21 protein-coding genes are annotated in these 17,438 nt (G+C 62.0%); 14 read left to right on the forward strand and 7 right to left on the reverse strand.

The features are described from left to right. The first annotated feature begins 64 nt into the window (after positions 1-64). From puuE to LH464_RS01790, 8 genes are all read left to right on the forward strand, one after another. Complete coding sequence (puuE, locus tag LH464_RS01755) at positions 65-991, forward strand: allantoinase PuuE (RefSeq protein ID WP_226784639.1); 927 nt, start codon at positions 65-67, stop codon at positions 989-991. After that, the gene (gene uraD, locus LH464_RS01760) at positions 988-1,485 is read left to right on the forward strand and encodes a 2-oxo-4-hydroxy-4-carboxy-5-ureidoimidazoline decarboxylase (protein ID WP_226784640.1); all 498 of its coding nucleotides are present in this window, start codon (positions 988-990) and stop codon (positions 1,483-1,485) included. The genes puuE and uraD overlap by 4 nt, the downstream gene beginning before the upstream one ends. Positions 1,486-1,560: 75 nt before the next feature. Beyond that, positions 1,561-1,851: a nucleotidyltransferase family protein gene (locus LH464_RS01765; protein ID WP_226784641.1), complete on the forward strand. Its 291-nt coding sequence runs from the start codon at positions 1,561-1,563 to the stop codon at positions 1,849-1,851. Between the two features lie 149 nt (positions 1,852-2,000). After that, entirely contained in the window at positions 2,001-2,210 is a 210-nt protein-coding gene (locus tag LH464_RS01770) for a HepT-like ribonuclease domain-containing protein (RefSeq protein WP_255648215.1), read from the forward strand. Between the two features lie 2 nt (positions 2,211-2,212). After that, on the forward strand, positions 2,213-2,707 hold the full coding sequence (locus tag LH464_RS01775; protein WP_226784642.1) for an ureidoglycolate lyase: 495 nt from the start codon (positions 2,213-2,215) through the stop codon (positions 2,705-2,707). Beyond that, the gene (gene uraH / locus LH464_RS01780; protein WP_226784643.1) at positions 2,704-3,060 is read left to right on the forward strand and encodes a hydroxyisourate hydrolase; all 357 of its coding nucleotides are present in this window, start codon (positions 2,704-2,706) and stop codon (positions 3,058-3,060) included. Before LH464_RS01775 ends, uraH begins: the two co-directional genes overlap by 4 nt. Then, positions 3,060-3,797 (forward strand): metallophosphoesterase family protein, encoded by a 738-nt coding sequence (locus LH464_RS01785; protein WP_226784644.1) that lies wholly within the window; start codon positions 3,060-3,062, stop codon positions 3,795-3,797. The genes uraH and LH464_RS01785 overlap by 1 nt, the downstream gene beginning before the upstream one ends. 76 nt (positions 3,798-3,873) lie before the next feature. Beyond that, a complete protein-coding gene (locus tag LH464_RS01790) occupies positions 3,874-4,665 on the forward strand; it encodes a hypothetical protein (protein WP_226784645.1) in 792 nt (263 codons plus the stop codon). 10 nt (positions 4,666-4,675) lie between these two features. On the opposite strand, the gene LH464_RS01795 is transcribed toward LH464_RS01790, so the two are convergent. After that, the gene (locus tag LH464_RS01795; RefSeq protein ID WP_226784646.1) at positions 4,676-5,821 is read right to left on the reverse strand and encodes an alpha-hydroxy acid oxidase; all 1,146 of its coding nucleotides are present in this window, start codon (positions 5,819-5,821) and stop codon (positions 4,676-4,678) included. Positions 5,822-5,955: 134 nt separating this feature from the next. Beyond that, positions 5,956-6,270: a winged helix-turn-helix transcriptional regulator gene (locus LH464_RS01800; protein ID WP_226784647.1), complete on the reverse strand. Its 315-nt coding sequence runs from the start codon at positions 6,268-6,270 to the stop codon at positions 5,956-5,958. A 145-nt stretch (positions 6,271-6,415) separates the two neighbouring features. Between LH464_RS01800 and LH464_RS01805 the strand changes: the two genes are divergently transcribed. Next, positions 6,416-6,742, forward strand: a complete 327-nt coding sequence (locus LH464_RS01805; RefSeq protein WP_226784648.1) for a nuclear transport factor 2 family protein — start codon at positions 6,416-6,418, stop codon at positions 6,740-6,742. Further along, the gene (locus LH464_RS01810) at positions 6,742-7,545 is read left to right on the forward strand and encodes an SDR family oxidoreductase (RefSeq protein ID WP_226784649.1); all 804 of its coding nucleotides are present in this window, start codon (positions 6,742-6,744) and stop codon (positions 7,543-7,545) included. The genes LH464_RS01805 and LH464_RS01810 overlap by 1 nt, the downstream gene beginning before the upstream one ends. Before the next feature lie 61 nt (positions 7,546-7,606). On the opposite strand, the gene LH464_RS01815 is transcribed toward LH464_RS01810, so the two are convergent. The 3 genes from LH464_RS01815 to puuD all read right to left on the reverse strand — a co-directional run bounded on the left by LH464_RS01815 (position 7,607) and on the right by puuD (position 11,211). Then, the gene (locus LH464_RS01815; RefSeq protein ID WP_226784650.1) at positions 7,607-8,542 is read right to left on the reverse strand and encodes an MYG1 family protein; all 936 of its coding nucleotides are present in this window, start codon (positions 8,540-8,542) and stop codon (positions 7,607-7,609) included. A gap of 129 nt (positions 8,543-8,671) precedes the next feature. Next, positions 8,672-9,985: a guanine deaminase gene (guaD, locus tag LH464_RS01820; RefSeq protein WP_226784651.1), complete on the reverse strand. Its 1,314-nt coding sequence runs from the start codon at positions 9,983-9,985 to the stop codon at positions 8,672-8,674. After that, a complete protein-coding gene (gene puuD, locus LH464_RS01825) occupies positions 9,982-11,211 on the reverse strand; it encodes a urate hydroxylase PuuD (protein WP_226784652.1) in 1,230 nt (409 codons plus the stop codon). Before puuD ends, guaD begins: the two co-directional genes overlap by 4 nt. Positions 11,212-11,512: 301 nt before the next feature. Between puuD and LH464_RS01830 the strand changes: the two genes are divergently transcribed. Further along, positions 11,513-11,842, forward strand: a complete 330-nt coding sequence (locus LH464_RS01830; protein WP_390624907.1) for a hypothetical protein — start codon at positions 11,513-11,515, stop codon at positions 11,840-11,842. Positions 11,843-11,872: 30 nt separating this feature from the next. On the opposite strand, the gene LH464_RS01835 is transcribed toward LH464_RS01830, so the two are convergent. Both LH464_RS01835 and xdhC read right to left on the reverse strand, forming a co-directional pair. Further along, entirely contained in the window at positions 11,873-12,769 is an 897-nt protein-coding gene (locus LH464_RS01835; protein WP_226784654.1) for a LysR substrate-binding domain-containing protein, read from the reverse strand. Between the two features lie 327 nt (positions 12,770-13,096). Further along, entirely contained in the window at positions 13,097-13,936 is an 840-nt protein-coding gene (gene xdhC, locus LH464_RS01840) for a xanthine dehydrogenase accessory protein XdhC (RefSeq protein WP_226784655.1), read from the reverse strand. A 175-nt stretch (positions 13,937-14,111) separates the two neighbouring features. Here xdhC and LH464_RS01845 point away from each other — a divergent pair, with 175 nt between their 5' ends. The 3 genes from LH464_RS01845 (at position 14,112) to LH464_RS01855 (ending at position 17,422) form a co-directional block, all read left to right on the forward strand. After that, positions 14,112-15,056, forward strand: coding sequence for a GGDEF domain-containing protein (locus LH464_RS01845; protein ID WP_226784656.1), 945 nt, complete (start codon positions 14,112-14,114; stop codon positions 15,054-15,056). A gap of 108 nt (positions 15,057-15,164) precedes the next feature. Then, entirely contained in the window at positions 15,165-16,079 is a 915-nt protein-coding gene (locus LH464_RS01850) for a DMT family transporter (protein ID WP_226784657.1), read from the forward strand. Between the two features lie 167 nt (positions 16,080-16,246). Continuing rightward, complete coding sequence (locus LH464_RS01855; protein WP_226784658.1) at positions 16,247-17,422, forward strand: GAF domain-containing sensor histidine kinase; 1,176 nt, start codon at positions 16,247-16,249, stop codon at positions 17,420-17,422. Positions 17,423-17,438 lie beyond the last annotated feature (16 nt).

The following is a 17,438-nucleotide window of genomic DNA, read 5'->3' on the forward strand; positions in this document are numbered from 1 at the left end:
GAAGCATCTCGACAGCGCCGGAACGGGTGCGCTACCGTCACCGCCGGTCTTACAGGGTGATTTGATGTCCGCGCACGATTATTCCCGCAATCTCATTGGCTACGGCCGCAACACTCCCGATCCGAGATGGCCGGGCGGCGCGCATGTCGCCGTGCAGTTCGTGATCAATTATGAGGAGGGCGGCGAAAGCTGCGTCCTCGACGGCGATCCGGCGTCGGAATGCCTTCTGTCGGAAATTGTCGGCGCGCAGCCGTGGCCTGGCCAGCGCAACCTCAACATGGAGTCGATCTATGAGTACGGCTCGCGCGCCGGCTTCTGGCGCCTGTGGCGAATGTTCACCGAGCTCAAGGTGCAGACGACCGTCTATGGCGTGACGCTCGCCATGGCGCGAAACCCGGAAGCCGTCGCGGCGATGAAGGAAGCGGGCTGGGAGATCGCCAGCCACGGCTATCGCTGGCTGGAATACAAGGATTTCCCGCTCGACAAGGAGCGCGAGCACATCCGCGAGGCGGTGCGCCTGCACACGGAAGTCACGGGCGAGCGACCCTACGGCATGTACCAGGGCAAGCCGTCCGACAACACGCTGCGGCTCGTCATGGAGGAGGGCGGTTTTCTCTACTCGTCCGACTCCTATGCGGACGATCTGCCGTTCTGGGTGCCCGGCCTCGATGGCAAGCCGTTCCTGATCATCCCCTATACGCTCGACACCAACGACATGCGGTTTGCCACGCCGCAGGGCTTCAATTCCGGCGACCAGTTCTTCGCCTACCTGAAGGACGCGTTCGACGTGCTCTACGAGGAAGGCAGGCAAGGTGCGCCGAAAATGATGTCGGTTGGTCTCCACTGCCGCCTTGTGGGGCGTCCCGGTCGCGCGGCGGCGCTTCGCCGCTTCGTCGAATACGTACTTTCCCATGACAAGGTCTGGATCCCGCAGCGGATCGAGATCGCCCGCCACTGGCACGAACATCACAAGCCGGGAGACCAGCCGTGACCGCCCGCGACGATTTCATCGCACGCTTCGGCGGCGTGTTCGAGCATTCGCCGTTCATCGCCGAGCGGGCCTATGACGGCGGATTGATCTTCGTTCCGCTGACGGCGAAGGGCGTTCATCAGGCGCTGGTCTCGGTTTTCCGCACCGCGTCCCGCGAGGAACGGCTGGGCGTGCTGCGCGCCCATCCCGATCTTGCGGGCAAGCTGGCGATTGCCGGTGAACTGACGGAGGACAGCCGCAAGGAGCAGGCGGGTGCGGGGCTCGATCGTCTTACGCCGCAGGAGCATACCCGCTTCACCGAGCTCAACACGGCTTATATCGAAAAATTCGGCTTCCCGTTCATCGTCGCGGTGAAGGGGCTAGATAGGAAAGACATCCTCGCTGCCTTCGAAAAACGCATCGGTAACAGCGCTGACGACGAGTTCGAGACGGCCGCGGCACAGGTCGAGCGGATCGCCGGCCTGCGGCTAGCAGCACTCCTGCCCGAGGGGTGAGGGGACGATCGTTCGCCAGTGCTTTCTAAGCCACATGCTCTCCGTTATACTATTGGGATCAGGAGTGATTTCGGCATGAGACCCTCGGAAGCGCTGAACAAGAACCGATCCGTCATCAGAGAGATCGTCGCCCGTCGACGGGTTTCCAATCCACGGGTCTACGGGTCGGTCTTGCGCGGTGAAGATCGCCCAGGCAGCGACCTCGATATCCTGGTGGATCCTTCGCCTGACACGAACCTGCTGACCCTTGGCGGGTTGGAGGGGGACCTTTCGGACGCTCTCGGCATCCGGGTAGACGTGAAGGTCCCTGGAGATTTTCCTCCTGCCGTGCGCGCCCGCATCATGGCGGAAGCGGTCGCCGTATGAACGATGAACGGCTGGAAATCTATTTGAAGCGCATGGCCGCTTCAGCGGAGACGGCTATTGGCTATTACCCGAGGGATGGATCGCGATGACTTCCTCGTGGATCGGAGAACGCAAGACGCTGTTGTTGCCAATCTCATGGCGATCGGCGAATGCGCCACAAAGCTCATGAGCGGCATCTGGATTTTGTTGTCGAACATCCGGAAATTGCCTGGAAGGACATCCGCAACATGCGCAATCGCATAGCGCACCAATATTTCCAGCTGGATGTAGGGACGATCTGGCTCACAGTAAGCGAAGTACTTCCCGACCTTCTCGACAAACTTCACGCCCTCCACAATTGGCGCGCGCAAGGCGAATGACGATGCCCGAACACCTCTCGATTCATCCGCTTACGAGGCAGGCTTTCGAGCCCTACGGGGACGTCATCGAGGCCGATCCCTCGACCGTTCGTCTCATCAACAACGGCACGACGGAGCGCTTCCACAGGCTCGGCGTTGCCGAGGCGGAAGGCGAAGGCATCATCATCAGCCTCTTTCGTGGCCAGCCACGGCAATTCCCTTACGAAATCGGCATGATGGAGCGGCATCCCTTCGGCAGCCAGAGCTTTTCGCCAATCTCGGGGAGGCCGTTCCTCGTCGCCGTTTCGGATGATGTCGACGGACGGCCCGGCAAGCCGACGATATTTCTGGTGCGCGCAGACCAGGGCGTGAACTATCGGCGCAATGTCTGGCATCATCCGCTGATGGTGCTCGATGCACCGAGCGACTTCCTTGTGATCGACCGGGACAAGCCGGAAAACAACCTCGAAGAGTTTCACTTCGACAGTCCCTATATCATTGCGGAGCCACGCCCATGACCGGCCTCACCACCCATGTTCTCGATACGGCGCGCGGCACCCCGGCACAGGGGTTGAGGATCGATCTTTACCGGCTGTCCAGCGATAGCCGCGAGAAGCTGACGAGCGTCGCCACCAATGCCGATGGTCGTGTCGATGGCGGTCCGATGCTGATCGACGAGAGTTTCGTGGCCGGCGAATACGAACTGGTCTTCCATGCCGGCGAGTATCTGAGGACGACCGGGCAGGCCTTGCCGGAACCGGCCTTTCTCGACGTCATTCCGATCCGCTTCGGGATCGCAGATACGACGGCCCACTATCACGTGCCGCTGCTGCTCTCACCCTACGGCTATTCCACCTACCGGGGAAGCTGATGATCGTCGCCGCGCTCGCCGACATCCACGGTAACGCCGCCGCGCTCGAGGCGGTTCTTGCCGATATCGAACGGCAAGGCATCAACGACATCGTCAATCTCGGCGATTGCTTCAGCGGCCCTCTGGAAGCCGGCAAGACCGCCGATCGCCTGATGGCGCTTGGGCTGCCGACGGTTCGCGGAAACCACGACCGTTACCTCATCGAAACGCCGCCGGATGCGCGTGGTAGCTCCGATGCGCATGCCCATGCGCAGCTTTTGCCGCGGCATTTCGAATGGCTTCGAAGCCTGCCGTTCAGCCTGGTCTATCTCGAGGAGGTGTTTCTGTGTCACGCCACCCCCGATGACGACGGTCTTTACTGGATGGAGCAGGTGTCGCCGGAAGGCCATGTAACGCTGAGGGCGGCGGATGATATCGCCGCGCTTGCCAGCGGCGTCGAGCAGCCATTGATGCTTTGCGGACATAGCCACCTCCCGCGCGTCGTCCAGCTCGCCGGAGGCCGGATGATCGTCAATCCCGGCAGTGTCGGCTGCCCTGCCTATGACGACGATCGACCGGTCTTCCACAAGGTGGAAACGGGACATTGCCTCGCATCCTATGCGATCCTGCAAAAGGTTGCGGGCCGGTGGGCGCCGCAGTTTCGCACCGTGTCCTACGACAACATGGCGATGTCGCAGCTTGCGGCTGCAAACGGCAGGGCGGATTGGGCGAACGCACTCGCCACCGGCCGTGTCTGATACAACAGACTGCCATTTCGAAACCTTTCGGAAACCATAGGCGGCGATACTGCGGCGGAATCGACGAGAGGTTCCTATGGCCGGTCCCAGACGTAAACCCCAGCGCAAGAGCGGCGGGCGCAAGAGGCGCGCGTCCAGTGGCAGCGCATCCATCTGGCTGTGGAGCGCCGCGCTGGTTTCACTGGTCGGCGGCATCGCCGCCTATGACAATTCCGCTGCCGTTCGTCGCGTTGCCGACGGCCTTATGCCCGGAAACGAGGAAAAGGTCGCGAGCAGGGAGCAATCCAGGCCAAGTGAGCAAAAGAAGCCCACCGCGACGCGACCGGCGCCACCGGTTCCGCCCAAGGAAGTCGCCGTGCGCAAGCCCGAGATGAAGCGCGGGCCGGCACCCCAGCGACACGATGCCCTGCAGACGGCCGCAATCACGCCGCCGGCACCAATCGGCAGGCCCGACCATGTCCGCAAGCCGGTGGTCACCGCCGCCGTGAAGCCCGACAAGCCTGCGGTCTTGAATAGCCGCTACCAGACGAAAATCTTCCTTTGCGGCACCGCCAAGCAGGATGACTGCGTGATCGCCGGAGACAGTTTTGTGCTGAGCGGCCAGAAGATCCGCCTTGCAGGCATCGAGGTGCCAAGCATCGACAAGCCCCGCTGCGAGGCGGAGCGCATCAAGGCGAGTGACGCAGAGCTCAGGGTGCGGGCATTTCTCGATTCCGGCCCGTTCGAACTGGTTGCTGCGGGTGCCGACGACGCAGACAGCGGCGGCCAGAAGATCCGGGCGGTCATGCGCAACGGCATCTCGCTGTCGGATGTTCTGGTGCGCGAGGGACTGGCCCGGCGCCCCGGCGCCAGGGACAGCTGGTGCTAGTCGCTACCCCCTAAAACGGCATCTCCGCCAATACGCTGTGATCGACCGTCTGGATGTCACGCTTGCCGCAGAGCGCCATCGTAACGTCCAGCTCCTTGCGGATGATTTCGAGTGCTGTCGTCACGCCGGGCTTGCCCATGGCCCCGAGGCCGTAGAGGTAGGGGCGGCCGATGTAGGTGCCCTTGGCGCCGAGAGCCACTGCCTTCAGCACGTCCTGGCCGGAGCGGATGCCGCCGTCGACATGAACTTCGATCTGGTCACCCACCGCATCGACGATGCGCGGCAGCATGCTGATCGACGATTTTGCACCGTCGAGCTGGCGTCCGCCATGGTTGGAGACGATGATCGCATCCGCGCCGGTTCCGGCGGCGGCGCGCGCATCCTCCTCGTCAAGAATACCCTTGAGGATCAGCTTGCCGCCCCAGCGCTCCTTGATCCAGGCGACATCGGCCCACGAAAGCTGCGGGTCGAATTGCTCGGCGGTCCAGGAGGATAGCGAGGAGAGGTCGGACACGTTCTTCGCATGGCCGACGATATTGCCGAAACCCCGACGCTTCGTGCGCAGCATGTCCAGGCACCAGAACGGCTTCGTCGCCAGCTGTATGCCATGATGGAGTGTCCACTTCGGCGGGGCGGAAAGCCCGTTGCGGAGATCCTTGTGGCGCTGGCCGAGGACCTGCAGGTCGAGCGTCAGGACGAGTGCGGAGCACTTCGCCGCCTTGGCGCGGTCGATCAGCGAGTTGATGAAGTCGCGATCCTTCATCACGTAGAGCTGGAACCAGAATGGCTTCGATGTCACGGACGCCACGTCCTCGATCGAGCAGATGGACATGGTCGAGAGCGTGAACGGGACGCCGAATTCTTCCGCGGCCTTAGCCGCCAGCATTTCGCCGTCGGCATGCTGCATGCCGCAGAGCCCGGTCGGCGCCAGCGCCACAGGCATGGAAGCGTCCTGACCTGCCATGGTGGTGGCAAGCGAACGGTTGGTCATGTCGACGAGCACGCGCTGGCGCAGCTTGATCTTCGAGAAATCTTCCTCGTTGGCCCGGTAGGTGCCTTCGGTCCAGGCGCCGCTGTCGGCATAATCGAAGAACATCTTCGGCACCCGGCGCCGGGCTCGGGTCTTCAGATCGGCGATGGTCAGCGGCTGCGACATGATGTGTCTCTCTTCCCGTGCAGAATTACCTGCCAGCTAGCATGAGTCATTTGTCTCCGTCAGCAAAAAAAGACGCTGTCATTGTCTAAGGTATGCTGTGAACGTTGCTGGCTTTGGTCAGTGATGCCGAGGGCTCAATCCGGTTTTGCTGCCGCCCATTTAAGCAAGGTATCGAGGGCGGGGCACATGGATTGCCCCCAGTCCGTCAGCCCGTACTCGACCTTTGGCGGAACCTGATGGTGGACGATGCGCCGGACGATCCCGTCGGTCTCCATCTGCCGCAGTTGCTGGATCAGCATCTTCTGCGAGATCGCGGGGATGGCCCGTTCGAGATCGGAGAAGCGCAGAAGCTTGCCGCCGAACAGGTGGAAGAGGATTACCAGCTTCCATCGCCCCTCGAGCATGCGCAGGACGTTTTCCACGCCGGCGGCAGCGGAGGAAGGGGTCATCGCCTCGGCCACCTTACCTTCAGGTAAGTACCCTACTTTTTCGTGCGTACTTGTCATCTTTTCAGGTTAGCGCCATCTTGCCATCGAAGCAATGCAATTGCTCCGGACGGCGGCGCCCCGTCCTCCAACGCTCAAGAGGACAGACATGACAAAGCCATTGCCGCACGCTCTGGCAGCCTTTTACGCTGCCAAGAACAGCCATGATATCGAAGGCGCGCTCGCGCAATTTACCACCGACGCCATCGTGACGGATGAGAGGCAGACCAGGTCCGGCCATGCCGAAATCCGGGCATGGCTGGAGGAAACGACGCGCACATACAATGACACGGCGGAGGTGCTTGACGTGGAGGAAGACGAGGGCAGCCATCTCGTCAGGGCGCGTGTCACGGGGACCTTTCCAGGCAGTCCCGTCACGCTCAGCTTTCGCTACACGCTCTGCGACGGGCAGATCGCACAGTTGGAGATTGGCTGATGACGACCGGGCCGACTTTCCCCATCATCCCCGAAGAATTCTCCGGCAAGCGTGTCCTCGTCACCGGCGGAACGAAAGGGGCGGGCGCCGCAATCCTGCAGCGCTTTGCCGCCGCCGGTGCCGTCACCGCGAGCAGCGCCCGCTCGAGCCGGCCCGGAGCGGTGAAGCCTGATCTTTTCGTGGAGGCAGACCTCACGACTGCCGAGGGCGTCGACAGACTTGCGTCCGCAGTCATCGAAGAACTCGGCGGGATCGACATCCTCGTTCACACGCTCGGCGGCTCTTCCGCCCCCGGTGGTGGGTTCCGCATGCTCGCCGACCAGCATTGGCAGGATGAAATCAACCTGAACCTCATGCCGGCCGTCAGGCTCGATCGTGCGCTGGTGCCGCAGATGATCGAACGCGGCTCGGGTGTCGTCATCCATGTCTCGTCGATCCAGCGCCGCCTGCCGCTGCCCGAGTCCACCACGGCCTATGCCGCTGCCAAGGCGGCACTCACCACCTACAGCAAGGCTCTTTCGAAAGAGCTTGGACCCAAAGGCGTGCGGGTGACGTCCGTCTCGCCGGGCTGGATCATGACAGAGGCCGCGGAAGATCTGGTTTCGCGGATCTCTGCCGCGACGAACACGGACGCCCGGGCGGCACGGCAAAGCATCATGGATGCATTGGGCGGCATTCCGATCGGTCGCCCGGCCTTTCCGCAGGAGGTCGCCGAACTCGTTGCCTTCCTGGCGTCGGATCGCGCCGCTTCCATCCACGGTGCCGAGTATACGATCGACGGCGGAACCATTGCGACGGTGTGAGTAACTCACGCCCTCGATAGTATGAAGAGGGCGACGTGGCGGCGGTTACCGGCCGGCCATCCTAGCTGCCGGTGGTATGGGCCAGTGCCTCGGCCACCGCCAGTTCCGCCATGGCCAGCGCTGCCTCACGCGTTTTCGCGGCGGCAATGAAGCGCCCGTTGTGGCAGAAGGTGGCGCCTGCGACGCCGCAAACGGCTTCGAGACCGCTATCGGTCAAGCCGCCCCAGCTTGCTGGAAGGTCTGCACGCAACTCGAACCCGTTTTCCGAACGGCGTATGCCCGTGAGGCACCAGTCCCGGTCGCGCGGATGAACGACGAACAGAAGGTGGTCGGCGCCGGCCTTCACGACCGCAGGTCTGAACGGCATGCCGACAGGCAGTTCGAGGATGCGGCCGGAGCCGGTTTTCTCGATCGCGTCGAGAACGAGCGATTCGGCCCGCAGCTTCGCCGCACGTTGTCGGATGCTCGCCTCGACGAAGCCGCGTGCAATCGCCAGAGCCTGTTCGAAGGCCCGCATTTCCGCTTCTGCGTCCCTTTCGTCGAAGACGGGCTTCAGCGTCTCCAGCAGGGCCGGCAGCGTCAGGCTTGCAAGCGGCCCGGCGGACGAAGGATCGATCGCGCCATTGTCGAGGAGATCGACCGGCAGCACGAAGGCGGTATCAAAGGATGCATGCAGCGCTTCGACATGGTCTGCCGGAACGGATGAAGCGGCAAGATATTCGCGGCCGTAGTGCTTCCAGATCAGCCCAAAGGAACTGAACGGATTGCCGTCCTCCCGCAGCGGCGCACCCCGCTGGTGGTGGTCGAAGATGCCCGCTTCTGGATCGTAGACGCCCCCGACATCGTAGATGATGCGGTCAGAGCCAGGCGTGAGCCATTCCGCCGCCCTGCTGCGGATGATGCGGGCTTGCGGAAAAAGCCGCGTCAGGATCACGCTCGAAAGAAGCTCGTCGGCATGGAAGCCACCCGAATGGGTGACGAGGAATTCTATGGTCATGCCGAGAGACGTCCCTGATGAAAAGAAGATGTCCTGCCTGATAACGTTTCCGCGATGCGTTCTCAACCGTTCTTCGCCGGTCGGGAAAGTCGTTTCGCGCAATTGCGGGAGATGGCGGATTTTAACCGCTCAGCCGTCCAGCCGCTGCTTCATCGCTTTACCCGCCACATAAGTCTCCGCCACGGCGCGGTCGTCGCCCATCGTCTGCAACAGGAAGAGTTCCTCCGGTAGCGTCGTGATCGTCTCCATGCGCAGTGTCATGGCTGGTGTCGAGGCGGCGTTCAGCACCACGAGATCGGCGTCGGTACCGACTTCGAGCGTGCCGATCCGGTCGGAAAGCGACAGCGCCTCCGCATTGCCGCGGGTCATCAGGAAGAAGGTCTCGAGTGGGTTCATCCGCTCGCCCAGCATTTGCTGGATCTTGTAGGCCTCGTCCAGCGTACGCAGCATCGAATAGCTCGTTCCGCCGCCGATGTCTGTTGCGACGCCGATGCGCACCGGCTTTTCCCGGCGCGTCAGCGCCTTCAAGGGGAACAGGCCCGAACCGAGGAACAGGTTGGAGGTCGGGCAGTGGATGGCGACAGAGGCCGTCTCGCTCAACAGGTCCGTCTCGCGGTCGGAAAGGTGGATCGCATGGCCGAGCAGCGTCTTTTTCCCCAGCAGCCCGTAACGGGCGTAGATATCGGTGTAATCCTTCGCCTCCGGATAGAGTTCGCAGGTATAGCGGATCTCGTCGTGGTTCTCCGACAGATGCGTCTGGATGTGCAGGTCGGGAAACTCCTTTGCCAGTGTCTGCGCCGCCTGCATCTGCCCGGGCGTCGAGGTGATGGCGAAACGCGGCGTGATGGCGACGTGGTTGCGGCCCTTGCCATGCCATTCGGCGATCACGGCGCGCGTCTCGTCATAGGCCATCTGCGGCGTGTCGAGCAGGCCCTGCGGCGCATTGCGGTCCATCATCACCTTGCCGCCGATCATGCACATGCCGCGCCTCGTCGCCTCTGCGAAGTAGGCGTCGGCGGATGCCTTGTGCACCGAACAATAGGCAGCGGCGGTGGTCGTACCATGGCGAACCAGTTCATCGTAGAAATGGGTGGCGATGCGGGCCGCGTGGTCGCTTTCGACGAACCGGCATTCCTCGTGGAAGGTATACGTGTTCAGCCATTCGAGCAGGCTGCCGGCGTAGGAGGCGATCACCTGCATCTGCGGGAAGTGCATATGCGTGTCGATCAGACCGGGAAGTATGAGATGCGGCCGGTGGTCGATCTCCTCAACACTCTCGGGTGCTTCGGCTTTCACCTTGGCGTAGTTACCGATGGCGGCAATCACGCCGTCCTCGATCAGCAGGCCGCCGTCGTGTTCGTACGCGTAGCTGTCCGTGTCGGTGAGGGAGAGCGGCGCACGCTTGAAGGAGAGCAGGCGGCCGCGGATCAGTGTCGTCGTCATTCGGAAACGGTGCTTTCATACCAGGCGGTGAGCAGTTGCCGCTCCTCCGCCGAGATTTCGGTAATGTTGCCGGGCGGCATGGCATGGCTCCGGCCGGCCTGGATGTAGATCTCGCGGGCGTGCGCGGCAATCTCCCGGTCGCTTTCGAGCTTGACCGATTTCGGCGGGAAAGGAATGCCCTCCCATACGGGTTCTGCCGCGTGGCACATGGAACAGCGCGATTGCACCACGTCGCGGGCCGCTTCGAAATGGGCATTCGAGGCGAACTTCTGCTGGATCGGCGACAGTGCTGCGCCTTCGGTCTCGCCGGTCAATACCTTCGGGACGGTCGAAAGCCACATGATGGCGATGAACAGGAGCAGCGTGACGAGCCACGTCCATGTCGGGCGACCCTTGCGTGCGTGCGTCGTGTTGAACCAGTGCCGGATGGTGACGCCCATCAGGAAGACCAGGGCAGCGATCACCCAGTTGAAATGCGTCGCGAATGCCAGCGGATAGTGGTTCGACAGCATGAAGAAGATGACGGGCAGCGTCAGGTAGTTGTTGTGCAGCGAGCGCTGCTTGGCGATCACGCCGTATTTCGGGTCGGGCGTCCGTCCGGCAATCAGATCGGCCACGACGATCTTCTGGTTCGGAATGATGATGAAGAACACGTTTGCCGACATGATCGTCGCCGTGAAGGCGCCGAGATGCAGGAAGGCGGCGCGGCCGGTGAATGCCTGTGTATAGCCCCAGGCCATGGCCACCAGAACGATATAGAGAACAGCCATCAGGCCCCAGGTGTTCCTGCCGATCGGCGACTTGCAGAGCTGGTCGTAGATGACCCAGCCGACCGCCAGCGAGGCGACGGATATGGCGATCGCCTGCCACTGGGTCAGTTCCATGACGTGGGTGTCGATCAGGAACAGGTCCGCACCGCCGTAGTAGACGATGGCCAGCATCAGGAAACCGGAAAGCCAGGTCGCGTAGCTCTCCCATTTGAACCAGGTCAGGTGCTCGGGCATCTGCGCCGGCGCCACCAGGTATTTCTGGATGTGGTAGAAGCCGCCGCCATGCACCTGCCATTCCTCGCCATAGGCGCCCACCGGCAGGTGCGGCCGTTTCACGAGACCGAGATCCAGCGCGATGAAATAGAAGGACGAACCGATCCAGGCGATGGCGGTGATCACATGCAGCCAGCGTGCCGCGAACGACAGCCATTCCCATGCGACGGCATACTCATACATAGAAAACCCCTTCGGAAACCCGTGTCCCGACTCGTCACATTGCGGAAAAATAGCGGGTGAGGGAAGGGCTGATCGGTACGAAGGAAAATGTTCCCCCGCGGGGAACTTCCGCGACGCGCCTTCAGTTAATGGACTGCGCCACAGTAAGGACGTTTGTGTTCGCTAATGTAAGGGTGCATCGACCGACGAGAACGCAGGATGCGGACCCCGTCGGCGACACGTGCATGCTGGCCGGTGTTGGGTTTGTCGGGCTCACCGGCTGTGATCATTCACAACGGAGAATGAGCATATGCGCATACCGATGGCCGTGGCACTTGTTGCTTCCCTGGTTCCGGCCTTGTCCGTGGCAGCACACGATACCGAATCAGGCTGGGACTATGAGCAGTTCTGTTGCAACGGCGACAACCATAGCGGTGATTGCCAGATGATCGCGACGAAAAACGTCCGTGTCACCAAGGGCGGCTATGAGATTTTCCTGCGGCCGGGCGATCATCGGCTGGTGACCCGCCCCCACAATTTCAGCCTGCCCCAGAGCGAGGCGCGCCGCTCGCAGGACGAGGAGTATCACCTCTGTCTCTACCCGACGGAAGATACCCTGCGTTGCTTCTACGCCCCGGATATGGGGTTTTGATCGGCAAAGGCGCGACCGCGACCGCTGCCGTCAATCCTGGAAACTGGGCATCATCTTGCGCATGAAATCGCGAAAGGCGCGGATCTTGTGCGTATTGCGGCGTGACTCGGGATAGACGAGCCAGTAGTCGGAGCCGTCACTGGCGAGAAGCTCGAAGGGCTGGTAGAGTCGCCCGAGCGCCACGTCGTCCGCATAGAATTCCGGCCTGAGGATTGCCACGCCCTGTCCGGCAATCGCCGCCGCCGCATGGAAATACTGCGCGCCGAACTGGCTCGACGGTCGGCCTGCCAAATCGGCCTCGGGCAGGCCCGCTGCATGAAACCAGATCGGCCACCACATGTCTTCCGGATCGATGATCCGCAGCTTGAGCAGATCGGCCGGCTCCTTTACGCCGCCGATCGTTGCGGCAAGCGCCGGGCTCAACATCGGCGAGAAATGGCTTTTCATCAGGAAGTGTGATTTCAAGCCGGGCCATGTCCCCTTGCCGGAGCGGATCGCCACGTCGCCCTCGGTACGCGAGAAATCGATGACCTCCTGCGAGGTTTCCAGACGCACGGCAATGCCCGGATTTTCCAGTTGGAAGGTGCCGATGTGATGCGCCAGCCAGTGCGAGCCGAAAGTTGCGGTCGTGTGGATCGTCAGCGTGCCTTCCGACTGGTCGCGGACGCTGGCCATCGCCTCCGACAGCGTGTCGAAGGCGTCGCTCACCTTCGGCGCCAGCCGCTCGCCGATCTCGGTCAGCGACACCTGCCGCGGGCGGCGCAGGAATAGCGGTTCGCCGATCGTGTCCTCGAGCAGCTTGATCTGGTAGCTGACTGCCGTCTGGGTCATGCCCAGTTCGTCGCCCGCCTTGGTAAAACTCTTCAGGCGCGCGGCGACCTCGAAAACCCGAAGCGCATTGAGCGGAAATTGCCGGGATAGTTTCATGGATAAGTGCTCTTGATCCATGCAGGCGGATATTGAATTGGAAGGGGCCTGCTTCGAGGCGCATTGTAAGCTCATGAATTCCAGATGGAAGTGAGCTTGCCATGTCTATTTGTCATGATCTTGAGGGAGAAGAGCGTGTTTCCTCCCTTCGTTTCCCGAAGTTTAGGGGCCTGGGCTCTCTCTTCAGGTCGGGGCGTTCATCCAGCAACAGGATTGATCGTGCGCATCTGCCGGAAAGCCTGCAGCGCGACATCGGCCTGATCGACGGCCGAGACGGTTCGTACCGCTCAGGACAGACTTTCTGCACGGCTTGGTGCGCGGCCAGTGTCATGCATCTGCCGAGGAACCTCTGACCGCGCCGCGGGCGGCTGCCGTATCTGTAAGCACTGTCAGAAGTTCGGCTGCCACCAGTGCGGCGATAACCGCCGGTCGCTTGTCGCCCACGGTGCTGCCGCCGATCGGCAGCACCAGCCGGTCCATCAGTTGAGGGGGGGCACCGTCCCGCTTCAGCCAGTGGGCGAAAGTCGCGCGCTTGGTGGCCGAGCCGATCATGCCGACATAGGCCAGGTCCGGACGTGACAGCGCTTCCCTGGCAATCAGGAAATCCAGCGCGTGGTCGTGCGTAAGAATGACCGCCGCGCCGCCGGCGGATATCTCGGCAACGAGAGCTTCCGGCATGGCGACATGCCGTGTCTTCACCTGCCGCGGCAGTCCGTCCAGCACGTCGGTGCGTGTCTCGACCACCGTGACGGAAAACGGCAGCGGTGCAAGCGCCCGCGCCAGTGCAAGGCCCACATGTCCCGCCCCGAACAGGAATACGGACGGGTTCCCTCGTTCCTCCTGCCTCTGCCTCTCCTCCAGGAGATCCGCCAGCTCCGGCGTCACCACGCGGAATGACAGATGCGTGCGGCCGCCGCAGCACTGGCCGATCTCCGGCCCGAGCGGAATGTCCATCGCTGCCATGCCGCTGCCCGCAAGGATCGCCCGGGCATTGTCGATTGCCATGAACTCGAACTGCCCGCCGCCGATCGTGCCCCAGATCGCATCCCGGGACACGAGCATGAAGGCACCCCGGTCGCGCGGGGTCGAGCCCTTCGCCTCGTCGATCGCGACGAGAACATTGTGCGGGTGGCTGGCAAGAAAGCTGGAAAGGGTGAGATCTGACATGACGGAAACATCATAGCATTCTGTAAGGGCAACCGCACCGGCATCACCGCGTGCGCCGCACGCCAGCGGAAGCTGGAATCGTTTAAATTTTATCAGCTTTTTGTCGTTATTTCTTGCGTAAGATCAATTCGCTCGCAGCCTGCGTGTGGCAGCTGCGAGAGCGCGACCGGGTACAATGACGAAAAGAGCATCCATTGCTTCGCTGATTCCTGGATCGCAGGATATCTATCGCAAGATTGTACTCGAGATCGCCGACGGCATCATCGGCATCGACGAGAGTGGCATCATCCGCCTCTGCAATCCGGCGGCCGAAAACATTTTCGGCTGGGAAACGGGACAATTGCTGGGCAAGCCGCTGGAAGTGGTGCTTCCGGAGCGCATGCATTCTTCGCACGGGATGCTCGTCAGCAACTTCCTCGCTGGTGACACGGATGCGCGCTATATGGGGCAGAGAAGCAACGGCATCGAGGGGCGGCGCTCTGATGGCGCCGGAATCCACCTGGGGATCACCATCCTGAGGACGGCGGCCGCCGGCGAACCCTTGATGATTGCGGTGGTGCGGGACATTTCCGAGCGTGTCCGCTATCAGCAGGACCTCAAGCGCCTGGCCGAGACCGATCCCCTGAGCGGCCTCTTGAACCGGCGCGCCTTCCGCGACTGTGTGGCGCAGAGCCTGACGAGGGTTTCTCCGGTAGGGTCGTCGCTGGCGCTGTTCGACCTGGACGATTTCAAGGGGGTCAATGACCGCTACGGCCATGATGCCGGCGATGAGGTCATTACCCGGTTTGCCGATGTCCTGCGAACCTCAACCCGTGCGAATGATTTTGTCGGGCGCTGGGGCGGGGAGGAATTCATCGTCTTCCTTCCCGACACGACGCCTGACGCCGCCACTGCCATAGTGGAAAGGATACGAGCCGGGTTCTCGGACATCGATTTCCATTGGGAGCGGGGCGCCCCCGTCAGGCTGACGGTGAGCGCCGGAATAGCCAGCGGCGAGATCGGTCAGGGCGAACTGGATGCCATGGTGTCTTGCGCCGACAAGGCGCTGTACGAAGCCAAGCGCGGCGGCCGCAACAGGCTCATCTCCACTGTCATGCAGCAGATCGCGCTCGCATCCTGAAGTCTCGTATTTCGCGACCGTTGGCCTTGGCTGCGTGATCGCGGTTCATGTTGCGATCGTGTTATCCGTCTCACATCATTCCGACAGAAAATATGGGTTCTCCACCTCATGAAGCCGCGTGACCTTGCCGTCTACCTATTCCTCGCCATCGCGTGGGGCCTCTCCTTTCTCGTCATGCTGCAGGTGCTTTTTTCCTTCGGGCTCGTTGGCGCGGTTTCCTTCCGCAGCTTCATTGCCGTCGGAATGCTGGTCATCCTCGCGACGGCCATGCGGCGCCGGCTGGATTTCAGCGCCGGTTGGCACCACTTCGTGATCGTCGGGCTGACGACTGTGGTGATCCAACTGATCGGGCTGACCTTTGCCATGTCGCGTATCGGCACCGCCATGTCGGCCATTCTGGTCTCCTCCATCCCGCTGTTCTCCATGCTGATCAGCCGCGCCTGGGGAATGGAGCGGATATCCGGCAGTGGTTTCGTTGGATTGGCTCTTGGGGTTCTCGGTATTGTACTGCTCGTCGGTTTTCCCGTCGAGCCCGTCACCGCCGATTTCGTAATCGGTTGCGTCGCAGCGCTCGTCGCGTGTGTAGGGGCGGCGTTTGGCAGCAACTACGCCAACCGGCACCTGCGTTGCACAGGCGCCTGGGAGGTGACGATCGGAGCCTTCCTGTCCGCAGGCGTCATCACGCTGCCGTTTCTATTCGCAGTCCCGGTGCCGGCCATGCCGTCTGCGGTCGATTTCGGTTACCTGCTGATCGCCGGATGCCTGATGAGCGCGCTCACCTATGTCTGCTATTTCGATCTCGTAGCCTCGATTGGACCGACCCGAGCGATCAGCGTCGAGTTCGCCGTCACGCTGGTTGCAGTCTTTGTCGGTGCCATCATGCTTGGCGAACAGCTGTCCCCGATCCAGATCGCCGGCGGCGCCGTGATCCTGGCCGGTTGCGCATTGGTGCTAGGGTTGTTTTCCTTTCAGCGAAGCAAGGTGGCGGAAATCCCGTTGCCGCATCAGGACGGGTTGCCGTGAGCATCCGTCATCTGTTGCCTGGCGAGGCTCCCCGTCGGCGCTGCGATACGACCGGAATTGTGGCGATCTCCATGCCAGGCCTTTGAAATTCTACGAAAATGCTCTAATTTGGAAAGCGAAAGATTACGGCCCGCAACCGATTGTCCAAGGATTTCAATTCTCAGAACATGGCAAACGACATCCAGGACGATATAGCGCTGATGCAGGGTATCCCTGCGGTACAGACAATCCTGGAGGTGGCGTGCCATTTGACAGGCATGGGCTTCGCAGCCGTTGCGCGGGTGACCGAGGATCGCTGGGTAGCCTGCCAGGTTCTTGACAATATCGAATTCGGCCTTCCCCCCGGCGGCGAGCTGGAGGTGGAAACGACGCTCTGCCACGACGTGCGTCAATTTCGCGGACCCATCGTCATCGATAACGTAGCGGAAGATCCTGCCTATCGCGAGCACCACACGCCGAAGCGCTACGGGTTGCAGAGCTACATTTCCATGCCGATCATCCTGCCGGACGGACGGTTTTTCGGCACGCTCTGCGCCATCGACCCAAGGCCTGCCAGGCTCAAGAACAATGCGACCATCGCGACGTTCAAGCATTTTGCGGACTTGCTTGGCTATCAGTTCGATGCGGCGGAAAAACTGAAATCCGCCCATTCCAGCCTGATCGATGAAAAGGCCGCATCGGAGTTGCGGGAGCAGTTCATCGCCGTTTTGGGGCACGATCTTCGCAATCCGGTTGCGTCGCTCGGTGGCGGCATCAGCATCCTGTCGCGGGAGCCGCAGAGCGAAAAGTCCACGCTGGTTCTCAACATGATGCGCGGTAGCGTGCTGCGGATGTCCGTTCTCATCGATAATGTCATGGACTTTGCCCGTGGGCGGCTGGGCGGCGGCATCTCCCTGGCAAAGGATAGCGATAGTCCGCTTGGCCCGACGCTGGAGCAGGTCATTTCGGAGATCCGGTCCGGCCATCCGGAACGCAGCATCGAGGCAAGCTATGACTTGTCAGCTGCTGTTGCAATCGACCACCAGCGCATAGCCCAGATGTTTTCGAACCTGCTCGGCAATGCCGTCACCCACGGCTCACCCGAACATCCCATCCACGTCAAAGCCTGGATTGCCGACGGTGAATTGAACCTGTCGGTCTCCAATTCCGGCGCGCCTATCCCGCAGCAGGCGCTGCAGAAACTGTTCCAGCCCTTCCATCGGGGCGAGGCGGGTTCGAGCCTGCAGGGGCTTGGTTTGGGGCTCTACATCGCGTCGCAGATTGCCGAGGCCCATGGCGGCCGGCTGGATGTCGCATCCGACGAGACGGAAACGCGTTTCACCTTCCGCATGCCGGCCGGCTGAGCCGGCGGCCGGGTTT

Source organism: Pseudorhizobium xiangyangii (genome assembly GCF_020531965.1).
Classification (GTDB): Bacteria; Pseudomonadota; Alphaproteobacteria; order Rhizobiales; family Rhizobiaceae; genus Neorhizobium; species Neorhizobium xiangyangii.

What these genes read in the sequence shown, in the direction of transcription:
- LH464_RS01785 (WP_226784644.1), top strand. Translation starts at nt 3,060, where the DNA reads ATGATCGTCGCCGCGCTCGCCGACATCCACGGTAACGCCGCCGCGCTC.
- xdhC (WP_226784655.1), bottom strand. Translation starts at nt 13,936, where the DNA reads ATGTCAGATCTCACCCTTTCCAGCTTTCTTGCCAGCCACCCGCACAAT.
- LH464_RS01775 (WP_226784642.1), top strand. Translation starts at nt 2,213, where the DNA reads ATGCCCGAACACCTCTCGATTCATCCGCTTACGAGGCAGGCTTTCGAG.
- LH464_RS01855 (WP_226784658.1), top strand. Translation starts at nt 16,247, where the DNA reads ATGGCAAACGACATCCAGGACGATATAGCGCTGATGCAGGGTATCCCT.
- puuE (WP_226784639.1), top strand. Translation starts at nt 65, where the DNA reads ATGTCCGCGCACGATTATTCCCGCAATCTCATTGGCTACGGCCGCAAC.
- LH464_RS01805 (WP_226784648.1), top strand. Translation starts at nt 6,416, where the DNA reads ATGACAAAGCCATTGCCGCACGCTCTGGCAGCCTTTTACGCTGCCAAG.
- LH464_RS01770 (WP_255648215.1), top strand. Translation starts at nt 2,001, where the DNA reads ATGCGCCACAAAGCTCATGAGCGGCATCTGGATTTTGTTGTCGAACAT.
- LH464_RS01850 (WP_226784657.1), top strand. Translation starts at nt 15,165, where the DNA reads ATGAAGCCGCGTGACCTTGCCGTCTACCTATTCCTCGCCATCGCGTGG.
- uraH (WP_226784643.1), top strand. Translation starts at nt 2,704, where the DNA reads ATGACCGGCCTCACCACCCATGTTCTCGATACGGCGCGCGGCACCCCG.
- LH464_RS01830 (WP_390624907.1), top strand. Translation starts at nt 11,513, where the DNA reads ATGGCCGTGGCACTTGTTGCTTCCCTGGTTCCGGCCTTGTCCGTGGCA.
- LH464_RS01815 (WP_226784650.1), bottom strand. Translation starts at nt 8,542, where the DNA reads ATGACCATAGAATTCCTCGTCACCCATTCGGGTGGCTTCCATGCCGAC.
- LH464_RS01845 (WP_226784656.1), top strand. Translation starts at nt 14,112, where the DNA reads ATGACGAAAAGAGCATCCATTGCTTCGCTGATTCCTGGATCGCAGGAT.
- LH464_RS01795 (WP_226784646.1), bottom strand. Translation starts at nt 5,821, where the DNA reads ATGTCGCAGCCGCTGACCATCGCCGATCTGAAGACCCGAGCCCGGCGC.
- LH464_RS01800 (WP_226784647.1), bottom strand. Translation starts at nt 6,270, where the DNA reads ATGACCCCTTCCTCCGCTGCCGCCGGCGTGGAAAACGTCCTGCGCATG.
- LH464_RS01790 (WP_226784645.1), top strand. Translation starts at nt 3,874, where the DNA reads ATGGCCGGTCCCAGACGTAAACCCCAGCGCAAGAGCGGCGGGCGCAAG.
- LH464_RS01765 (WP_226784641.1), top strand. Translation starts at nt 1,561, where the DNA reads ATGAGACCCTCGGAAGCGCTGAACAAGAACCGATCCGTCATCAGAGAG.
- guaD (WP_226784651.1), bottom strand. Translation starts at nt 9,985, where the DNA reads ATGACGACGACACTGATCCGCGGCCGCCTGCTCTCCTTCAAGCGTGCG.
- LH464_RS01810 (WP_226784649.1), top strand. Translation starts at nt 6,742, where the DNA reads ATGACGACCGGGCCGACTTTCCCCATCATCCCCGAAGAATTCTCCGGC.
- LH464_RS01835 (WP_226784654.1), bottom strand. Translation starts at nt 12,769, where the DNA reads ATGAAACTATCCCGGCAATTTCCGCTCAATGCGCTTCGGGTTTTCGAG.
- puuD (WP_226784652.1), bottom strand. Translation starts at nt 11,211, where the DNA reads ATGTATGAGTATGCCGTCGCATGGGAATGGCTGTCGTTCGCGGCACGC.